Source organism: Betaproteobacteria bacterium, assembly GCA_016720065.1.
Lineage (GTDB): Bacteria > Pseudomonadota > Gammaproteobacteria > Burkholderiales > Rhodocyclaceae > SSSZ01.
The window spans coordinates 2,693,501-2,709,219 of record JADJXY010000002.1 but is presented as its reverse complement, the minus strand read 5'-3'; the positions used below and the strand labels follow the sequence as shown (position 1 = coordinate 2,709,219).

Genomic DNA, 15,719 nt, shown 5'->3' with positions numbered 1-15,719 from the left:
GGGCACCGTGGCGACTGCGACGGGATACCGTTTTGATGACGCACAACGTGAAGTGAATAGCATATTTGCAGGGTTGTCCTTCCCCCGCGCTGCGTAACCTGGTCGAGACGTCACCGTCGAACCCCCTTGCATTCTGCCCCATGGGCACTATACTGGTGTTATGTACAGCATTAAATCGGCCCCCAAACCCGGCGATGCCTCTGCGCGCCAGCCTTTGCGCTCCGTGAAGCTTCTGGATCAGCTTCGCGAGCGCATCCGCTACAGGCACTACAGCATACGTACCGAAGATGCATATGTCTATTGGGTGCGTGCCTTCATCCGTTTTCATGGGCTTCGCCATCCACGGGATCTGGGCGGTGCGGAAGTCGGAGCGTTTCTTTCCTGGCTTGCCGCAGAGCGCAACGTGGCACCTTCGACTCACAAGCAGGCCCTGTCGGCGATTCTCTTCCTTTACCGTGAAGTTCTGGAAACCGATCTGCCCTGGCTGACGGACTTGGTCCGGCCCAAGGAACGGGTCAAGGTTCCCACTGTCCTGTCGCGTGTCGAAGTGGCGCGTCTTCTCGATGCTCTTGACGGCCCCGCCGCCCTGCTTGCCCGCGTGCTCTATGGAACAGGGATGCGGCTCATGGAGGCGCTTCGGTTGCGCGTCAAGGATGTCGATTTCGACCGCAAGGAAATCATCGTCCGTCAGGGAAAAGGGGGAAAGGACAGGCGCGTCATGCTTCCCCTCTCCCTAGTCACTTCCTTGCGCGATCAGCTGGCCCGGGCACGAATCGTCTGGGAGCAGGACAGGCAACAAGGCCTTCCAGGCGTCGAACTGCCCGACGCGCTGGCACGCAAGATGCCGACCGCGCCCCTCTCTTGGGCCTGGTTCTGGGTCTGGCCGTCGCCCAAACTGGCGGTCGATCCACGCTCCGGGATTCGGCGTCGGCATCATCTGTACGAACAGCGGCTGCAGCGTGCTATCCGTCAGGCCACGCAACTGGCCGGAATCGCCAAGCCGGTCACGGTCCACACCTTGCGCCATTCCTTTGCCACGCACCTGCTTGAAAGCGGTTACGACATCCGCACGGTGCAGGAATTGCTGGGGCATTCGGATGTTTCCACCACCATGATCTACACCCACGTCCTCAACCGCGGCGGACGGGGCGTGGTGAGTCCGGTGGATGGCTTGGAGGCCCGTTGGCCGGTGGCCGCCCGCTCCCTGGCCGGAGCAATGGATCGCTTTGCTGCGTTCCCCCCGGGTTTCATGGCCGAGGGACGCGAGTTCCACGAAGAAAAGGAAGGCGCCGGGTAGCCGATGCACTTCCTGCTCGATACGCATGACGCAACTGTTTTCCGCGCTGACCCGGGGATTCGCCTGGAGAACTGGGTCGCGTCTTCCCCTTAGGGCGGCCCAAAGCCCCCTGCAATTTCTGTACCATCCTCTGGCCCCTGTGCCATAATCCCCCCCACTTTCGAGGTACTCCATGGACGACAACAAGGCCAAGGCGCTGGCGGCAGCGCTGCAACAGATCGAAAAGCAGTTCGGCAAGGGCTCCATCATGAAGATGGGCGAAGCTGAAGTGGAAGCGGGTTTGCAAGTGGTGTCCACCGGTTCTTTGGGGCTCGATATCGCCTTGGGCGTCGGCGGCCTGCCCCGGGGCCGGGTGGTTGAAATCTACGGCCCGGAATCCTCCGGCAAGACGACCCTGTGCTTGCAGGTGGTGGCGGAGATGCAGAAGCTGGGGGCGTCGCGGCCTTCATCGACGCCGAGCACGCCCTGGATCCGCAGTACGCCCAGAAGCTGGGCGTCAATGTGGGCGATCTGCTCATCTCCCAGCCGGATACCGGCGAGCAGGCGCTTGAGATTTCCGACATGCTGGTGCGCTCCGGCTCCGTCGATATCATCGTCATCGACTCGGTGGCCGCCCTCACCCCCCGGGCCGAAATCGAGGGCGAGATGGGTGACCAGATGGTCGGCCTGCACGCCCGCCTGATGAGCCAGGCGCTCAGGAAGCTCACCGCCAATATCAAGAAGACCAACACCCTGGTCATCTTCATCAACCAGATCCGCATGAAGATCGGCGTCATGTTCGGCAACCCGGAAACCACTACCGGCGGCAATGCCCTCAAGTTCTACGCCTCCGTGCGCCTGGACATCCGTCGCATCGGCTCGATCAAGAAAGGCGACGAGGTCATCGGCAACGAGACCAAGGTCAAGGTGGTCAAGAACAAGGTATCGCCTCCCTTCCGCGAGGCCATTTTCGACATTCTCTACGGCGAAGGCATCTCCCGCGAGGGCGAGATCATCGAAATGGGCGTCAATCACAAGCTGGTGGATAAATCCGGCGCCTGGTACGCCTACAAGGGCGAAAAGATCGGCCAGGGCAAGGACAACGCCCGGGAATTTCTCAAGTCCCACCCGGATACGGCGCGGGAAATCGAAGCCCGCATCCGCGAGGCCGCCGCCGGCACCGTGCTCAAGCCGACCCGCTCGGCCGCCGAGGATGCCTGAGCCGGAGGCCCGGGCCCTGCGGCTCCTCGCCCGCCGCGACCACAGCCGGGCGGAGCTGAGGGCCAAGCTGGCCCCTCTGGCGGAATCGGCCGAAAGGCTCGATGCCCTGCTGGATGATCTGGAAGCCCGCCAACTCCTTTCCGACCGCCGCTACGCCAGTCTGCGGGTGGCGTCCCGCTCCCCCCGCCTGGGCAACACCCGCCTGCGCCAGGAATTGAAGTCCCGCGGGGTGGATGACGCGACCATCGCGGCCACCCTGCCCGAAGCCGGGGAGGAACTCGGGCGCTGCCGCGCCGTGCGCGAGAGAAAATTTGGCGATTTGCCGGGCAGCGCCGAGGAGCGCGCGCGCCAGTACCGTTTTCTGCACACCCGGGGGTTCTCCCCGGATGCCATCCGCCGTGCCCTGGCCGGCGGCGAGGATTGATCCCATGGACGCCGTGGCGCCTTCCACTCTTTCCGCCCACAACCTCAAGAAGCGCTACAAGACCCGCACCGTGGTGCACGACGTGTCCTTCGAAGTCAAAAGCGGCGAAGTGGTCGGCCTGCTGGGGCCCAACGGGGCCGGCAAGACTACCTGCTTCTACATGATCGTCGGCCTGGTGCCGGCTGACGGAGGCGATGTCTACATCGACGACGCCAAGCTCTCCCACCTGCCCATGCACGCGCGGGCGCGCCAGGGTCTGTCCTATCTGCCCCAGGAAGCGTCGGTCTTCAGGAAGCTCAACGTCGAGGACAATATCCGCGCCGTCCTCGAATTGCAGGACATGTCCGGCCCGGAAGTTTCCGAGCGCCTGGAAATGCTGCTCTCGGAACTGCACATCGGCCACGTGCGGGAAGTGAATGCCGCGGCCCTTTCCGGCGGCGAGCGGCGCCGGGTGGAAATCGCCCGGGCCCTGGCCACACGGCCCCGCTTCATCCTCCTGGACGAGCCCTTCGCCGGGGTCGATCCCATCGCCGTGCTGGAAATCCAGAAGATCATCCGCTTCCTGAAGGAACGCAACATCGGCGTCCTCATCACCGACCACAACGTGCGCGAAACCCTCGGCATCTGCGACCACGCCTACATCATCAACGCCGGCGAAGTCCTGGCCGCTGGACGGCCGGCGGAAATCGTGGACAATGAAAGCGTGCGTAAAGTCTATCTGGGCGAGAACTTCCGACTCTGACCGGAACCGCTCTCATGAAGCCCGCCCTCCAGCTCAAACTCTCCCAGCACCTGGCGCTGACGCCCCAGTTGCAGCACTCCATCAAGCTGTTGCAGCTCTCCACCCTGGAGATGAACCAGGAAATCGAGCGCTATCTGCTGGAAAACCCTCTCCTGGAACGGGAAGACGAAGGCGAATCCTGGCGCGCCGCCGCGACGGCCGGCGAGGGTTCCCGCGGCGATGGCCAGAGCGACTCCCACGAGACGCCCGCCGAGCGCGAGGCCGGCGACGGCGAACGGGAGCGGGAGCGCGACTCCGCCACCGAAGCCCCCGAACCGCCCGCCGGCAGCGATGACGACCGCTGGTCCTCCGACGCCGGCACCTTCACCGGCGCCGGCCGCGACGAAGACGACGATTCCGACGGCCACGACGTGCATGCCGGCACCACCAGCCTGCGCGACCACCTGTGTGGCAACTGGGCATGACCCAGCTCTCGCAGCGGGACCGCAGCCTGGCCCGCTTCCTGATCGAAGCCCTGGACGACGACGGCTACCTGACCACGCCCCTGGAGGAGCTGTGGCAGACCCTGCCGCCGGAGTACGAGATCGAGATCGAAGAACTGGAAATCGCCCTGCGCCAGGTGCAGCACTTCGACCCCACCGGCGTTGCTGCCCGCAATCCGCGGGAGTGCCTGATGATCCAGTTGAAGGCCCAGGAGCCGGGCTACGACCGGGACATGGCCCTGACCATCGTCGATCGCCACCTGGAACTGCTCGCCGCGCGGGATTTCGTCAAGCTGCGCCGCCTGATGGGCGTGGACGACGAAGACATCAAGGCCGCCCAGGCCCTCATCGTCAGTCTCGACCCCCGTCCCGGCGCCCGCTTCTCCCCCCTGGAGGCGCGCTACATCGTGCCCGACGTGCTGGTGAAGAAGCTGAAGGGCAAATGGACGGCCTACATCAACCCCGACGCCTACCCGCGGCTGCGGGTCAATCGCCTGTATGCCGAAATCCTGGCCAAGCAGCGCCGCGGCAACGGCAATCTGTCCGGCCAGTTGCAGGAGGCCCGCTGGCTCATCAAGAATGTGCAGCAGCGCTTCGAGACCATCCAGCGCGTCACCCAGACCATCGTGGACCGCCAGCGCCAGTTTTTCGAACACGGCGAAGTCGCCATGCGGCCCCTGGTCTTGCGCGAAATCGCCGACATCCTGGGCTTGCACGAATCCACCGTCTCCCGCGTCACCAGCCAGAAATACATGGCCACGCCGCGGGGCATCTTCGAGCTGAAGTACTTCTTCGGCAGCCACGTCTCCACCGATACCGGAGGCGCCTGTTCCGCCACGGCCATCCGCGCCCTCATCAAGCAATTGATCGGCAACGAGGATGGCAGGAAGCCCTTGTCGGATAGTCAAATATCCGAAATACTAGGCCAGCAGGGAATCGTTGTGGCGCGCCGCACGGTCGCCAAATACCGCGAGGCCCTCAACATCCCGCCGGTCAATCTAAGAAAGACTCTGTAAGAAGGAGAAACCATGAATCTGCAGATCAGCGGTCATCACGTCGAAGTTACCCCGGCCCTGCGCGAATACGTCGAAAGCAAACTCGACCCTGTGGTTCGCCATTTCGACCGCGTCACCGGCGTCAACGTGATCCTTTCCGTCGAAAAGCTGAAGCAGCGCGCCGAAGTGACGGTCCATGTTCCCGGCAAGGACATCTTTGTCGAGAACGCCGGCGATGATCTCTATGCCTCCATCGACGTGCTGTTCGACAAGCTCGACCGCCAGGTCCAGAAGTACAAGCAGAAGGTCCAGGACCATCACCGCGGCGACAAGGCCGCCCACCACGTGGCCGAATAGGCCCCACCGCTGCCGCGGCGCTCCACCGGGCCGCCGCGGCGCGACCCTCCCCCCGCCATGAATCCCTTCGTCAAACTCCTGCCGGCCGCCCACGTCCTTCTCGACCTCGAGGCAGGCAGCAAGAAGCGGGTCTTCGAACAGGCCGGCCTGCTCTTCGAAAACAACGTCGGCATCGCCTGCTCCCTGGTATTCGAAAGCCTTTTCGCCCGCGAAAAACTGGGTTCCACCGGCCTCGGCCAGGGCATCGCCATTCCCCATGGCCGCATCAAGGGCTTGAAGCAGGCCACCGGCGCCTTCCTGCGCCTCACCCAGCCCGTCCCCTTCGATTCTCCCGACGGGCGTCCCGTGAGTCAGCTATTCGTCCTCCTGGTCCCCGAGCAGGCCACCGAGGAACACCTCCAGATCCTTTCCGAACTCGCCCAGCGCTTCGCCGACCGGTCGTTCCGCGAAGCCCTCGCCGCAGCGCCCGACGCTGCCGCCGTGGTCGCCCAGTTTCAGAAGTAGGCGGTGCGGCGGTGCGGCACATCAGTCTCGACCAGCTCTACGACGACAACCGGGACAAGCTGCTGCTCAACTGGGTCGTGGCCCACGGCGCCGAGCGCCGCATCGAACTCAAGACCTCCAACAATTACGGCGCCGACGTGGTCGGCCACATCAACGTCATCCACCCGGAGCGCCTCCAGGTCATGGGCCTGGCCGAGTACGACTGGGTGCAGCGCATCGGCGAGGCCAAGTTCCGCCACCAGTTCCAGGAATTGCTCGCGGCCCAGTCCCCGGCCATCATCGTCGCCGAAGGCCTGGCGCCGCCGGAAGCCCTGTTCCTCGCCTGTGAGGCCAGCGGCACCCCGCTCCTCACCACACCCAAGCCCTGCTCGGCGGTCATCGACCTGCTGCGCATCTACCTGTCCCGGCGCCTCGCCGACACCACCAGCCTGCACGGCGTGTTCATGGACGTGCTGGGCATGGGGGTTCTGGTGACCGGGGATTCCGGCGTGGGCAAGTCGGAACTCGCCCTGGAACTCATTTCCCGTGGTCACGGCCTGGTGGCCGACGACGTGGTGGAAATGGCCCGCATCGCCCCCGCCACCATAGAAGGCCGCTGTCCGGGGATGCTGCGCGACTTCCTGGAAGTGCGCGGCCTGGGGCTGCTCAACATCCGCACCATCTTTGGCGAGACCGCCTCGCGCCGCAAGATGAAGCTCAAGCTCATCGTCCATCTGCAACGGCCGGCCCAGGGCATGGAAGCGCCCCGCCTGCCCCTGGACGCCCAGAGCCAGGAAGTCCTGGGCGTCCCCATCCGCAAGGTGGTCATCCCGGTGGCCGCCGGCCGCAACCTGGCCGTCCTGCTGGAGGCCGCGGTACGCAATACCATCCTGCAACTGCGAGGCATCGACAGCATGCAGGATTTCATCGAAAGACAGCAGCGCATCATGCTTGACGAGGATGCCTGATTGCCTGATATTGCAGCGGCATTCCAACCCTACTACCCGCAAGGAGATACCATGAAGACCCTCGTCGCCCTCGTAGCAATGACCCTCGCCTTCGCCGCCGGCACCGCCCAGGCCGCCACCGCCCAGCAGAACAAGATGAAGGAGTGCAATGCCTCCGCCGGTGACAAGAAAGGCGACGAACGCAAGGCCTACATGAAGGAATGCCTGTCGGCCAAACCCGCCGATGACGCCAAGCCCGCCAGCAACGCCAAGACCGCCCAGCAGGAAAAGATGAAGTCCTGCAACAAGGAAGCCGGTGAGAAGGGCCTGAAAGGCGCCGAGCGCAAGAGCTTCATGTCCGGCTGCCTCAAGGGTTAAGCGACGCCGCCGTCCTGGCCGGCCCGCCCGGGCCGGCCTTCCCGCCACCCCCTCCTGCCCCCCCTGCGGACCATGAAGACAGCGCTCCTCTCCTTCGCCCTCCTCGCCTCCCTGATCGGTGACGCCAACGCTTTCAGCTTTTCCGAAGAAGAACAGAAGGAAAAGGCTGCCTCCGATGCCGCCCGCCAGCGCCATGCGGCCCTCCTCTCCACGCCCTGCCAGCAGGCCGTCAAGGACAAGCGCATCATGGTCATCGTTGGCCAGCGCACGGCCAAGGGCATGCTTTCCGACCAGGGTGCCTTTTCCGCCCACTTCCAGGCCATCGACAAGCGCCTGAAGCGCCTGGGGCTCAATTCCATTTCCCAGGAGGAAATGAAGGCCAAGGTCGCCCAGGCGGAAATCGACGCCTACCTGAACAACGACATGGAGGCCGCCCTCAACGCCTCCAAGAAGATGACCTCCGACTTCATCCTGCGCGGCGTCATCTCCAGCCGCACGGGCTACAACCAGTTGGTTCGCCTGCCCGAGGTCTATGTCAGCATGAGCTTCACCCTCACCGGCGCCGACGGCCGCATGATCTCGGAAGCCAGTGGGGCCGCCGAGTCCTACTCCAACAGCGACGTGGGCGGCATGGCGGTGACCCTCATCAACGAGCAGGCGGAGAGCGTCGTCGCCCGCCTGTACAGCGAGTACTGCCGCAAGACTGGCATCGGCGGCAAAACCAAGAAGTAAGCTTCCCAGAGGTCCACCATGAAACTCCGTTCCCTCGCCGCCTGCTGCCTGTGGGCTCTCTTCGGCTCCGCCTACGGCCAGCCGGTGTTCGACAACCCTTCGCCCACCGCCGGCAGCAGCACTTCGCAGCAGGCCAACGAGATGGCGAACAAGGGCATGTACAAGCCCATCGAATACCAGAACGCCGGCAAGCCCGGCCCGGCCATCGTCGTCATCCCCGGCGAGATCAAGAGCGCCAACGCCTCCTTCACCCAGAAATTCGGCCCCAACAACATCGCCGACTACGCCGAACTGGAACTGAGCAAGGCCAATTTCAAGATTCTTGAGCGGGCCGACCTGGGGCCGCTGCTCAACGAATTCACCCTCGCCTACACCATGGGTGACCCTGATGCCGCGCGCAAGATTCTGCAGAAGGGCAAGTTCAAGACCACCAAGTACGTGGTCAAATTCGACATCCTCAAGGCCGAACCGGTGGCCCAGGCGCAACAGGGCTTCGACGGCCGGGCCGTGGGCTCGCTCATCGGCATCCTGGGGGGCAGCCGCGGCTCGGCCGCCGCCGGCGCCGCCGTGGGTTCGGTTCAGACGGGCGAATCCACCGGCGTGTGGATCATCGGCATGCGCTACAAGATCATCGACGCCAACACCACCGAGCAGGTCGCCACCGGCTACAGCGAGGAGAAAATGGAACTGGGGGCCAAGGGCACTTCGGTCCTGGGCTTCTCCAGCGGCTCCTCCGGCGGACTCACGCTAGATACCCTGGTGCAGCGTCTGGTGCAGAAGAACGTCTGGGAAATCGATTCCAAACACAAATGAGTGACGCCCGGGGAGGGCACGATGGCTGAAATTCCGCAAAAACTGGGTAAGTACGAGGTCCGGCGCGAGCTTGGCCGGGGCGCCATGGGGATCGTCTACGAAGGCTGGGACCCCATGATCGACCGCCGCGTGGCCCTGAAGACGGTCAAGAAGGACCAGCTCGACCGCACGGAAGTCGACGAAATCCTCTCCCGCTTCAAGCGCGAGGCCCAGGCTGCCGGCCGCCTCAACCACCCCAATGTGGTGGCGGTCTATGAATACGGCGAAGACGCCGACGGCGTCGCCTTCATCGCCATGGAGTACGTCGAAGGGCGCGAACTCAAGGACTATTTCGACAAGCAGGAACGCTTTTCCCTGAGCGAAATCGTCCGCCTCATGGGCGAATTGCTCAACGCCCTCGCCCACGCCCACGAGCACGGCATCATCCACCGCGACATCAAGCCGGCCAACATCTTCCTGCTGAAGAACGGCCAGGCCAAGGTGGGTGACTTCGGCATCGCCCGCATCGAGTCGTCCAACCTGACCCAGGCCGGTTCCGTCCTCGGCACCCCCGCCTACATGTCGCCGGAACAGTTCATGGGGCAGCGGGTCGACGGACGCTCCGACCTCTTCTCGGCCGGCGTCATCCTCTATCAGTTCCTCACCGGGGAGAAGCCTTTTGCGGGGCAACTCACCACCATCATGCACAAGGTGCTGAAGGAGGACCCCATCGCACCGTCGGAACTCAACGTCCAGGTGCCCTCGGTCTTCGACGGCGTGATCCGCAAGGCCCTGGCCAAGCGCCCCGAGGAGCGCTACCAGTCGGCCAAGGAATTCGCCGCCACCCTTGCCGCGGCGCTCAACGGCAAGGCCGCCGCCCACGAGGATGCCACCGTGGTGAACGGGGGAGCCTCGGAGGATTCCACCGAGGTTTTCAACGAATCCACCGTCGCCTACCAGCCCACGGCCACCCCGGTCGCGCCCGTCTACGCGCCCCCCGCCGCCTCCGCCCGCTGCTGCGGCGCAGGTTTACCAGGCGCCTCCCCACCGCCGGCTTCCCGGCCGGCTGCCGCGAGCCCCGCCGCCGGCAAGCGGCCCCTGCCGATGTGGGCCATGGCCGCCGGCGTGGGGCCGTGGTCGTCATCGGCGGCGCCGTCGCCCTGTTGGGCAAGTCGGACGGCGGGGCTCCGTCCGCGCCGGCCAACGGCACGGCCCCCTGCCGCGGCCTCCAGCGCCGCCCCGGCGCCGGTCGCCTCGTCCGGCGGCGGTGACTCTCCTCGCCTGCTGACCATCTCCGCCGTGGGTTTCGCCGACACCAGCGACCCGCGCTTCGCCTCCGATTCCAACGCCCTGCGCGCCGCCCTGCGCGAGGAGACCCGCCGCGACCTGGTGGAGAAAGCCGTCGCCCTTTACGTCCAGTCCAATTCCCTGGCCCAGAATTACGGCGTGCTGCGGGAAAAGCTCCTGGGGCGCGGCAACGACTTCATCGAGGCCGTGGTCCAGGGAAGACTCGCCCCAGGCGGGCAAGGACGGTCTGGTTTCCATGACCGCCAAGGCCACGGTGCGCATCCGCGACGTGCAGAAATCCCTCAATCAGATGTCCAAGGACGAACGGGTCGATTTCATCCGCAACAACGGTGATCCCCGCATCGCGGTGCAGATCAGCACCCTGAGCGCTGCGGAAGGGGCGGCGTCCAAGCGCTCCCAGATCGTCGAGAACGCCCTCAAGGAAAAGATCCAGTCCTTCGGCTTCCGGACCTGGAGCGAGGACGGTGGTGACAAGAAGGCCGATTTCCTGGTGGTCGGCGAGGCCAAGTTCAAGAAGCTGTCGGTGCGCCTGGAGGCTTCGGGACTGGTCATCGACCGGGCCGCCATCACCTCCTGGACCATCAAGTGCGTCGATAAGAAGACCGGCGAGGAACTCTATTACAACACCGCCGTTCCCCAGCGCATGACCTGGAACAGCGAGGACGAGGCCATGGCGGACATCGGCCGCCTCATCGGCGAGGAATTCTCCAAGGGCTTCTTCCTGCAGCACTTCCACTTTGCCGCCCAGAAGGTGAAACTCAACCTCTCCGGCCTGCCCGACGACACCATGGCCAAGCGCCTGCTGACGGAAATTGCCGGCCTGCGCAACATCCTTGGGGTGACGGCGGGCAAGCTGGGCAGCGACAGCCGCTATGAACTGGATCTCGCCGGTGGGGGAAGCAATCTCGCCGATCTGGTCTCGGCGAGCGTCGCAGTACCCCTCAACCAGAAATTTGGCCGCAATTGCTTCAATGTCTCGGGCAGCAACGGCGACGAGGTCAGCATGAACTTCGAGCCCGCCTGCAAGGAGCCCGGCGTCGTCGGCCGCCTCGACTCCACACCCCCGGCCGCCCTTTTCGAAGCCCCGGCCGCCAAGCGGGAGGCCATCGTCAAGAATCCGGAAGTGCTGAAGAAGCTGAACATCTGATCGAGACAGGCAGCCCCAGATAGGTAAGCGGTAACCCTATGGCGTTCTTCCCGTCGCGCACGCGGTGCGGAGAATGGTTCCCGTACTAGTAGTCAGTCACATAGGTTCAGCTATGTTCGGCACGCCCCGCATCCCCGCTCGCTTTGTCGCTCATCCTCGCCATAGCTTCGGCTATGGCTGCGGTTCGCTTCGCGCGATCCGGGCGCGGAGGCGCGCCTCGGCATTCACGCAAACCTATGTGACTGACTACTAGTTCACCACGGGAGCGAGGTTCATGACGAAGGCAGTGAAGGCGAGACGGGCGCGTCGCAGCGAGGGGCAATGGAGGGCGCTGCTGGCCCTTCGACCTCGACCTCAAGCGCTGCGGAAACCGCCGCAGCGCCCCTACTGCCTTTGCTATTCCTGCGATCCACATTGTGGACTCGCTCTTGCTCCGCTTGACGACGCGCACCGCGCGGAAGGCTGCAACCCCCACAGTCAGGCTAAGCCCCGCGTCGGGCGCGGTGCATGACTCAGATCAAGCGAAACGGCCCCCGCTCAGCCGGCGCTCAGTCGGTTCAGTTCCCGGTGCAGGAGCCCCTCGTCGCCCAGATTCAGTTCCACCAGGCGGCGCAGGTGGGTGATGCTGTCCAGGTCGATTTCGCGGCAGTACAGGCCGTAGTAGCCGCCCTCGCGATGGACGACGGTGGTTTCCATGCGGATGGTGGTGCCCAGCTCGTCCAGGCGCAGGCGCAGGGTGCAGGGGTGCCCAGGGGCGCATAGACCTCGGGCGGCGCTGCGACCAAGGCCCCGCGCAGGGAGAGGTCCACGATCTCGACGTCGGTTTCCTGGCCGGGAAGATAGAGGCGGGCGTCGGTACGAAAGCGGATGCGCGAATACTGGCGGCGATTGGCTGACATGGCGGTTCCTCGGTTACTTGCCCCGCATGTTACCCCAAAGAATCTTGTGCAGTTGGAGCTGAAAGCGCACCGGCAGGCCGTCTTCGAGAATCCATCCGGCCAGGGCCGCCGGGTCGATGAGATCCTGGGCCGGGGAAACGAGCACCGGGCAGAGCCGGGCGAGTTCGTGGTCGGCGAGGGCTGAGCGCAGCCAGGCGTAGTCTTCCCGGGAGGCGACGATGACCTTGATTTCGTCCGTGGCGCGCAGATGGGCGAGATTCGTCCACAGGTTGCGCCCGCACTCGCCCGATGCGGGTGCCTTGAGGTCCATGACCCGAGCGACGCGCGCGTCGACGGGGGCAATGTCCAGGGCACCGGAAGTCTCCAGGGAAACCTCGTAGCCCGCGTCGCACAGGGCGGCCAGCAGCCCCAGGCAGGCCTTCTGGGCCAGGGGCTCACCTCCCGTGACGCACACCCGGCGCGTCGGGTGGCGGGAAAGCTCGGCCAGGACGGCCTCCAGTTTCATGGACGTGCCACCGCTGAAGGCATGGGCGGTATCGCACCAGACGCAGCGCAGGGGGCAACCGGTGAGGCGCACGAAAACCGTCGGCAGCCCGACCCGGGAGCTTTCACCCTGGAGGAAAAAGATTTCGCTGACGCGGACGGTGCTCATGGACGGGAAGCGGAAAGGGCTGCCCTTGCGGAGGGCAGCCCGACAAGGCGGAGATCAGAGCCCGGGCAATTTTCGGGCGCGCCCGAGCGGCGTGCACGGGGTTGCACGATCCAGGCGCAAAGCACGGCCATGGCGTGGGCCATGGCCCGCATTGGCAACGCGGAGCGCGTGCAGCCGGGCATGAGGAGCGGGGGCGAGGGACATGTTCACAGACTCAGCCCTTGCCGCCCGGCTTCTTCAACTTTTGCCGGGCACTTTCCGCCACCGGTGCGCTGGGATACTTGCTCACCAGGGTCTCCAGGGTACGGCGGGCGGCGGCCGGGTTGCCCATTTCCTGCTGGCAGGTGGCGATGCCCAGCAGGGCCTCCGGAGCCTTGGCGCTTTCCGGCCACTTGGCGACGACGCCGCTGTGCGCTTCGATGGCCTTCCTGCAATCCCGCTGGGCGAACCACGCATTACCGAGCCAGAACTGGGCGTTGGGCGCCAGGTCGCTCTCCGGATGCTTGTTCAGGAAGGTGGCGAAGGCGGCGGCGGATTCCTTGAAGCGGTTGGCCTTGAAGTGGTTGAGAGCGGCCTCGTACTCTCGGCCTTCGGCCGCCGGATCGGCGGCGGGCTTGGCTGCAGCCCCCGGCGGGGTCGCTGTGCCCGCCAGTGCTCCCGGGGGTTCGGGGGCCACTGCGGCGCCGGGCTGGGGCTCCAGCTTGCGCAGACGGGTGTCCAGGTCGAGGTAGAAGTCCTGCTGCCGCTTCTTGGCGGTTTCAAGCTCGTAGTGCAGCGTTTCGATCTGGCCCCGCAGGCGGGCGATTTCCTCGCTCTGCTTCTGGATCTGGCCCGCGAGATCGAGCTGGGCCCGGGCCTGCTGGTCGAAGCGGGCCTCGTAGCCCGCCTTCATGTCGGCGATCTGGCGGCGGGCCTCGTCGTCGTCGAAGAGGCCCGCCTGGGCGGGTCCGGCGTTGGCCAGTGTCAGGAACGCGACGAGAATCGCCCCGCGACACCCCGATGCAGGAAAGCCCAACGCTGCCATGCTCAGAACTCACCCTTGCCGGTGGGGCCCTTGTAGAGGATGTCGGCCCGACGGTTCTTGGCCCAGCAGTCCTCGGTGGAATCGGTGCAGGAAGGCTTCTCCTTGCCCAGGCTCACGGATTCGACCTGCTCTTCCTTGACGCCCAGGAGGGTGAGGGATTTCTTCACGGCGTCGGCGCGCTTCTGGCCCAGGGAGAGGTTGTACTCGCTGCTGCCGCGCTCGTCGGTATTGCCCTGGAGCAGAACCTTGAAGCCGCGATTGGCGTTGAGGAACTTGGCGTGGGCAGCCACCAGATCCTTGTATTCGTCCTTCACGTCGTACTTGTCCAGGTCGAAGTAGATGCTGCGCCGGGACAGGACGCTCTTGGGATCGGTCAATTCCCGCGGCAGGCCGCTGCCATCGACGCTTTCGGGTGTGACCTTGGCCACGGTGGTGTCGCCGCCGCGGGTTTCAACCTGGGCAGAGGGTCCCTGGTCCGAGATCGGGTTCGAAGTGCAGCCGGCCAGCAGCGCCGCGGCGGCAAAGAGGGAAACGAGCAGTTTGTTCATGGTGAAGCTCCGAGTGAATGAAAAGGGTCAACGAAGGAAGGGGCCCCAGGCCGGTTCGCGCACGTCGCCGGCGGAAATGCTGAGGCGTTGCTTGATGCGCCCGTCGGAGGACACTGCCGACAGCACGCCCCGGCCGCCCATTTCCGTGGCGATGAGGATCATGCGGCCGTTGGGCGCGAAACTGGGGATTCATCCTTGTGGGAGTCGGTCAGCACCTGGGTCTGGCGGCTGGCCAGGTCCATGACCGCGAGCTGGAAGCGGCCTTCGCGGCGGGTGATGAAGGCGAGGCTGCGACCATCCGGGGAGGGGCGGGGGGAGACGTTGTAGCTGCCGTCGAAGGTGACGCGCTGGGCGCCGCTGCCGTCCGTGGCCGCCCGGTAGATTTGCGGGCTGCCGCCCCGGTCCGACGTGTAGTAGAGGGCGGACCCGTCGGCCGACCAGCGGGGTTCGGTGTCGATGGCCGAAGAGGACGACAGGCGTTGCACCCCGCTGCCGTCGGCGGCGACGGTGTAAATCTGGGAATTGCCGTCCTTGGTCAGCACCACGGCCAGCCGGCTGCCATCGGGCGACCAGGCGGGAGCGGAATTGGATCCCTTGAAATTGGCCACCACCTGGCGCTTTCCAGTGGCCAGGGAGTGGACGAATACGATGGGCTTCTTGTTCTCGAAGGAAACGTAGGCGACCCGGCTGCCGTCGGGGGACCAGGTGGGGGAGATGATCGGTTCCTTGGACACCAGGGCGGGCTGGGCATTCTGGCCATCGGCATCAGCGATCTGCAACTCGAAGCGGCCGCCGGACTTCACCACATAGGCGATGCGGGTGGAAAAGATACCCTTCTCGCCGGTGAGTTTTTCGTAGATGGCGTCGGCGATACGGTGGGCCGCGGCGCGCAACTGGGCGCTGGAGGTCACGTAGGCGGCCCCCCCCAGGCTGATCTGCTTGGTCACGTCATGCAGGCGGAAGCGGGCCTCCAGACGGCCGTCGGGCGCCGTCCCCAGGCTGCCGGCGGCGATGGCGTCGGCGCCGCGGTTCTTCCAGTCGGCAAAATCGATGGCCGAAGCCTCGTTGAGGGTGACGCCGGCGGGATCGACGAGGCGGAACAGGCCGCTCTTCTCGAGATCGGCCCGGATGACCGAGGTGAGGGCACGGGAGAGGGCCGCGTCGCCGGAAAAATCGGCGATGGCAACCGGAATGCGATTGGCGCCGGCCCCGGTGATTTCGATGGAAAGCTGGGCACAGGCCGAGCCGGCGCACAGCAGCGCGAGGGCGAGAAAGAGGCGGCGGGAAAGGGCGGTCATGAGTGGCAAGGACT

General features: G+C 65.3%; 12 protein-coding genes and 5 pseudogenes. 12 read left to right on the top strand and 5 right to left on the bottom strand.

The window, feature by feature from the left end:
* Positions 1–160 precede the first annotated feature (160 nt).
* The 12 genes and pseudogenes from IPM73_15915 (at position 161) to IPM73_15860 (ending at position 11,284) form a co-directional block, all read left to right on the top strand.
* Positions 161–1,297, top strand: a complete 1,137-nt coding sequence (locus tag IPM73_15915; protein ID MBK8919482.1) for an integron integrase — start codon at positions 161–163, stop codon at positions 1,295–1,297.
* 172 nt (positions 1,298–1,469) lie between these two features.
* Positions 1,470–2,497 (top strand): annotated as a pseudogene (recA, locus tag IPM73_15910) (recombinase RecA).
* The gene (recX, locus tag IPM73_15905) at positions 2,490–2,921 is read left to right on the top strand and encodes a recombination regulator RecX (protein ID MBK8919481.1); all 432 of its coding nucleotides are present in this window, start codon (positions 2,490–2,492) and stop codon (positions 2,919–2,921) included. The pseudogene recA and the gene recX overlap by 8 nt, the downstream one beginning before the upstream one ends.
* Before the next feature lie 4 nt (positions 2,922–2,925).
* Complete coding sequence (gene lptB / locus IPM73_15900; protein MBK8919480.1) at positions 2,926–3,663, top strand: LPS export ABC transporter ATP-binding protein; 738 nt, start codon at positions 2,926–2,928, stop codon at positions 3,661–3,663.
* 14 nt (positions 3,664–3,677) lie between these two features.
* A pseudogene (locus IPM73_15895) lies at positions 3,678–5,161 on the top strand (RNA polymerase factor sigma-54).
* Positions 5,162–5,173: 12 nt separating this feature from the next.
* The gene (gene raiA / locus IPM73_15890) at positions 5,174–5,497 is read left to right on the top strand and encodes a ribosome-associated translation inhibitor RaiA (GenBank protein MBK8919479.1); all 324 of its coding nucleotides are present in this window, start codon (positions 5,174–5,176) and stop codon (positions 5,495–5,497) included.
* Positions 5,498–5,554: 57 nt separating this feature from the next.
* Positions 5,555–6,001 carry a PTS IIA-like nitrogen regulatory protein PtsN gene (gene ptsN, locus IPM73_15885; GenBank protein ID MBK8919478.1) on the top strand — a complete coding sequence of 149 codons (447 nt, stop codon included), beginning with the start codon at positions 5,555–5,557 and terminating at the stop codon, positions 5,999–6,001.
* Positions 6,002–6,012: 11 nt separating this feature from the next.
* On the top strand, positions 6,013–6,948 hold the full coding sequence (locus tag IPM73_15880) for an HPr kinase/phosphorylase (protein ID MBK8919477.1): 936 nt from the start codon (positions 6,013–6,015) through the stop codon (positions 6,946–6,948).
* 51 nt (positions 6,949–6,999) lie between these two features.
* Positions 7,000–7,305 carry a phosphate starvation-inducible protein PsiF gene (locus IPM73_15875; GenBank protein MBK8919476.1) on the top strand — a complete coding sequence of 102 codons (306 nt, stop codon included), beginning with the start codon at positions 7,000–7,002 and terminating at the stop codon, positions 7,303–7,305.
* 72 nt (positions 7,306–7,377) lie between these two features.
* Entirely contained in the window at positions 7,378–8,037 is a 660-nt protein-coding gene (locus IPM73_15870) for a hypothetical protein (GenBank protein MBK8919475.1), read from the top strand.
* Between the two features lie 18 nt (positions 8,038–8,055).
* On the top strand, positions 8,056–8,850 hold the full coding sequence (locus IPM73_15865) for a hypothetical protein (GenBank protein MBK8919474.1): 795 nt from the start codon (positions 8,056–8,058) through the stop codon (positions 8,848–8,850).
* Between the two features lie 21 nt (positions 8,851–8,871).
* Positions 8,872–11,284, top strand: a pseudogene (locus IPM73_15860) (serine/threonine protein kinase).
* A 537-nt stretch (positions 11,285–11,821) separates the two neighbouring features.
* Here the strand turns inward: IPM73_15860 and IPM73_15855 are convergent.
* The 5 genes and pseudogenes from IPM73_15855 to tolB form a co-directional block, all read right to left on the bottom strand.
* Positions 11,822–12,183, bottom strand: a pseudogene (locus IPM73_15855) (PilZ domain-containing protein).
* Between the two features lie 13 nt (positions 12,184–12,196).
* On the bottom strand, positions 12,197–12,835 hold the full coding sequence (gene queE / locus IPM73_15850; protein MBK8919473.1) for a 7-carboxy-7-deazaguanine synthase QueE: 639 nt from the start codon (positions 12,833–12,835) through the stop codon (positions 12,197–12,199).
* Positions 12,836–13,049: 214 nt separating this feature from the next.
* Positions 13,050–13,859, bottom strand: a complete 810-nt coding sequence (gene ybgF / locus IPM73_15845) for a tol-pal system protein YbgF (protein MBK8919472.1) — start codon at positions 13,857–13,859, stop codon at positions 13,050–13,052.
* Positions 13,860–13,861: 2 nt separating this feature from the next.
* Positions 13,862–14,407 carry a peptidoglycan-associated lipoprotein Pal gene (gene pal / locus IPM73_15840; GenBank protein MBK8919471.1) on the bottom strand — a complete coding sequence of 182 codons (546 nt, stop codon included), beginning with the start codon at positions 14,405–14,407 and terminating at the stop codon, positions 13,862–13,864.
* 27 nt (positions 14,408–14,434) lie between these two features.
* Positions 14,435–15,705, bottom strand: a pseudogene (gene tolB / locus IPM73_15835) (Tol-Pal system protein TolB).
* Positions 15,706–15,719 lie beyond the last annotated feature (14 nt).

What these genes read in the sequence shown, in the direction of transcription:
- IPM73_15915 (MBK8919482.1), top strand. Translation starts at nt 161, where the DNA reads ATGTACAGCATTAAATCGGCCCCCAAACCCGGCGATGCCTCTGCGCGC.
- recX (MBK8919481.1), top strand. Translation starts at nt 2,490, where the DNA reads ATGCCTGAGCCGGAGGCCCGGGCCCTGCGGCTCCTCGCCCGCCGCGAC.
- lptB (MBK8919480.1), top strand. Translation starts at nt 2,926, where the DNA reads ATGGACGCCGTGGCGCCTTCCACTCTTTCCGCCCACAACCTCAAGAAG.
- raiA (MBK8919479.1), top strand. Translation starts at nt 5,174, where the DNA reads ATGAATCTGCAGATCAGCGGTCATCACGTCGAAGTTACCCCGGCCCTG.
- ptsN (MBK8919478.1), top strand. Translation starts at nt 5,555, where the DNA reads ATGAATCCCTTCGTCAAACTCCTGCCGGCCGCCCACGTCCTTCTCGAC.
- IPM73_15875 (MBK8919476.1), top strand. Translation starts at nt 7,000, where the DNA reads ATGAAGACCCTCGTCGCCCTCGTAGCAATGACCCTCGCCTTCGCCGCC.
- IPM73_15870 (MBK8919475.1), top strand. Translation starts at nt 7,378, where the DNA reads ATGAAGACAGCGCTCCTCTCCTTCGCCCTCCTCGCCTCCCTGATCGGT.
- IPM73_15865 (MBK8919474.1), top strand. Translation starts at nt 8,056, where the DNA reads ATGAAACTCCGTTCCCTCGCCGCCTGCTGCCTGTGGGCTCTCTTCGGC.
- queE (MBK8919473.1), bottom strand. Translation starts at nt 12,835, where the DNA reads ATGAGCACCGTCCGCGTCAGCGAAATCTTTTTCCTCCAGGGTGAAAGC.
- ybgF (MBK8919472.1), bottom strand. Translation starts at nt 13,859, where the DNA reads ATGGCAGCGTTGGGCTTTCCTGCATCGGGGTGTCGCGGGGCGATTCTC.
- pal (MBK8919471.1), bottom strand. Translation starts at nt 14,407, where the DNA reads ATGAACAAACTGCTCGTTTCCCTCTTTGCCGCCGCGGCGCTGCTGGCC.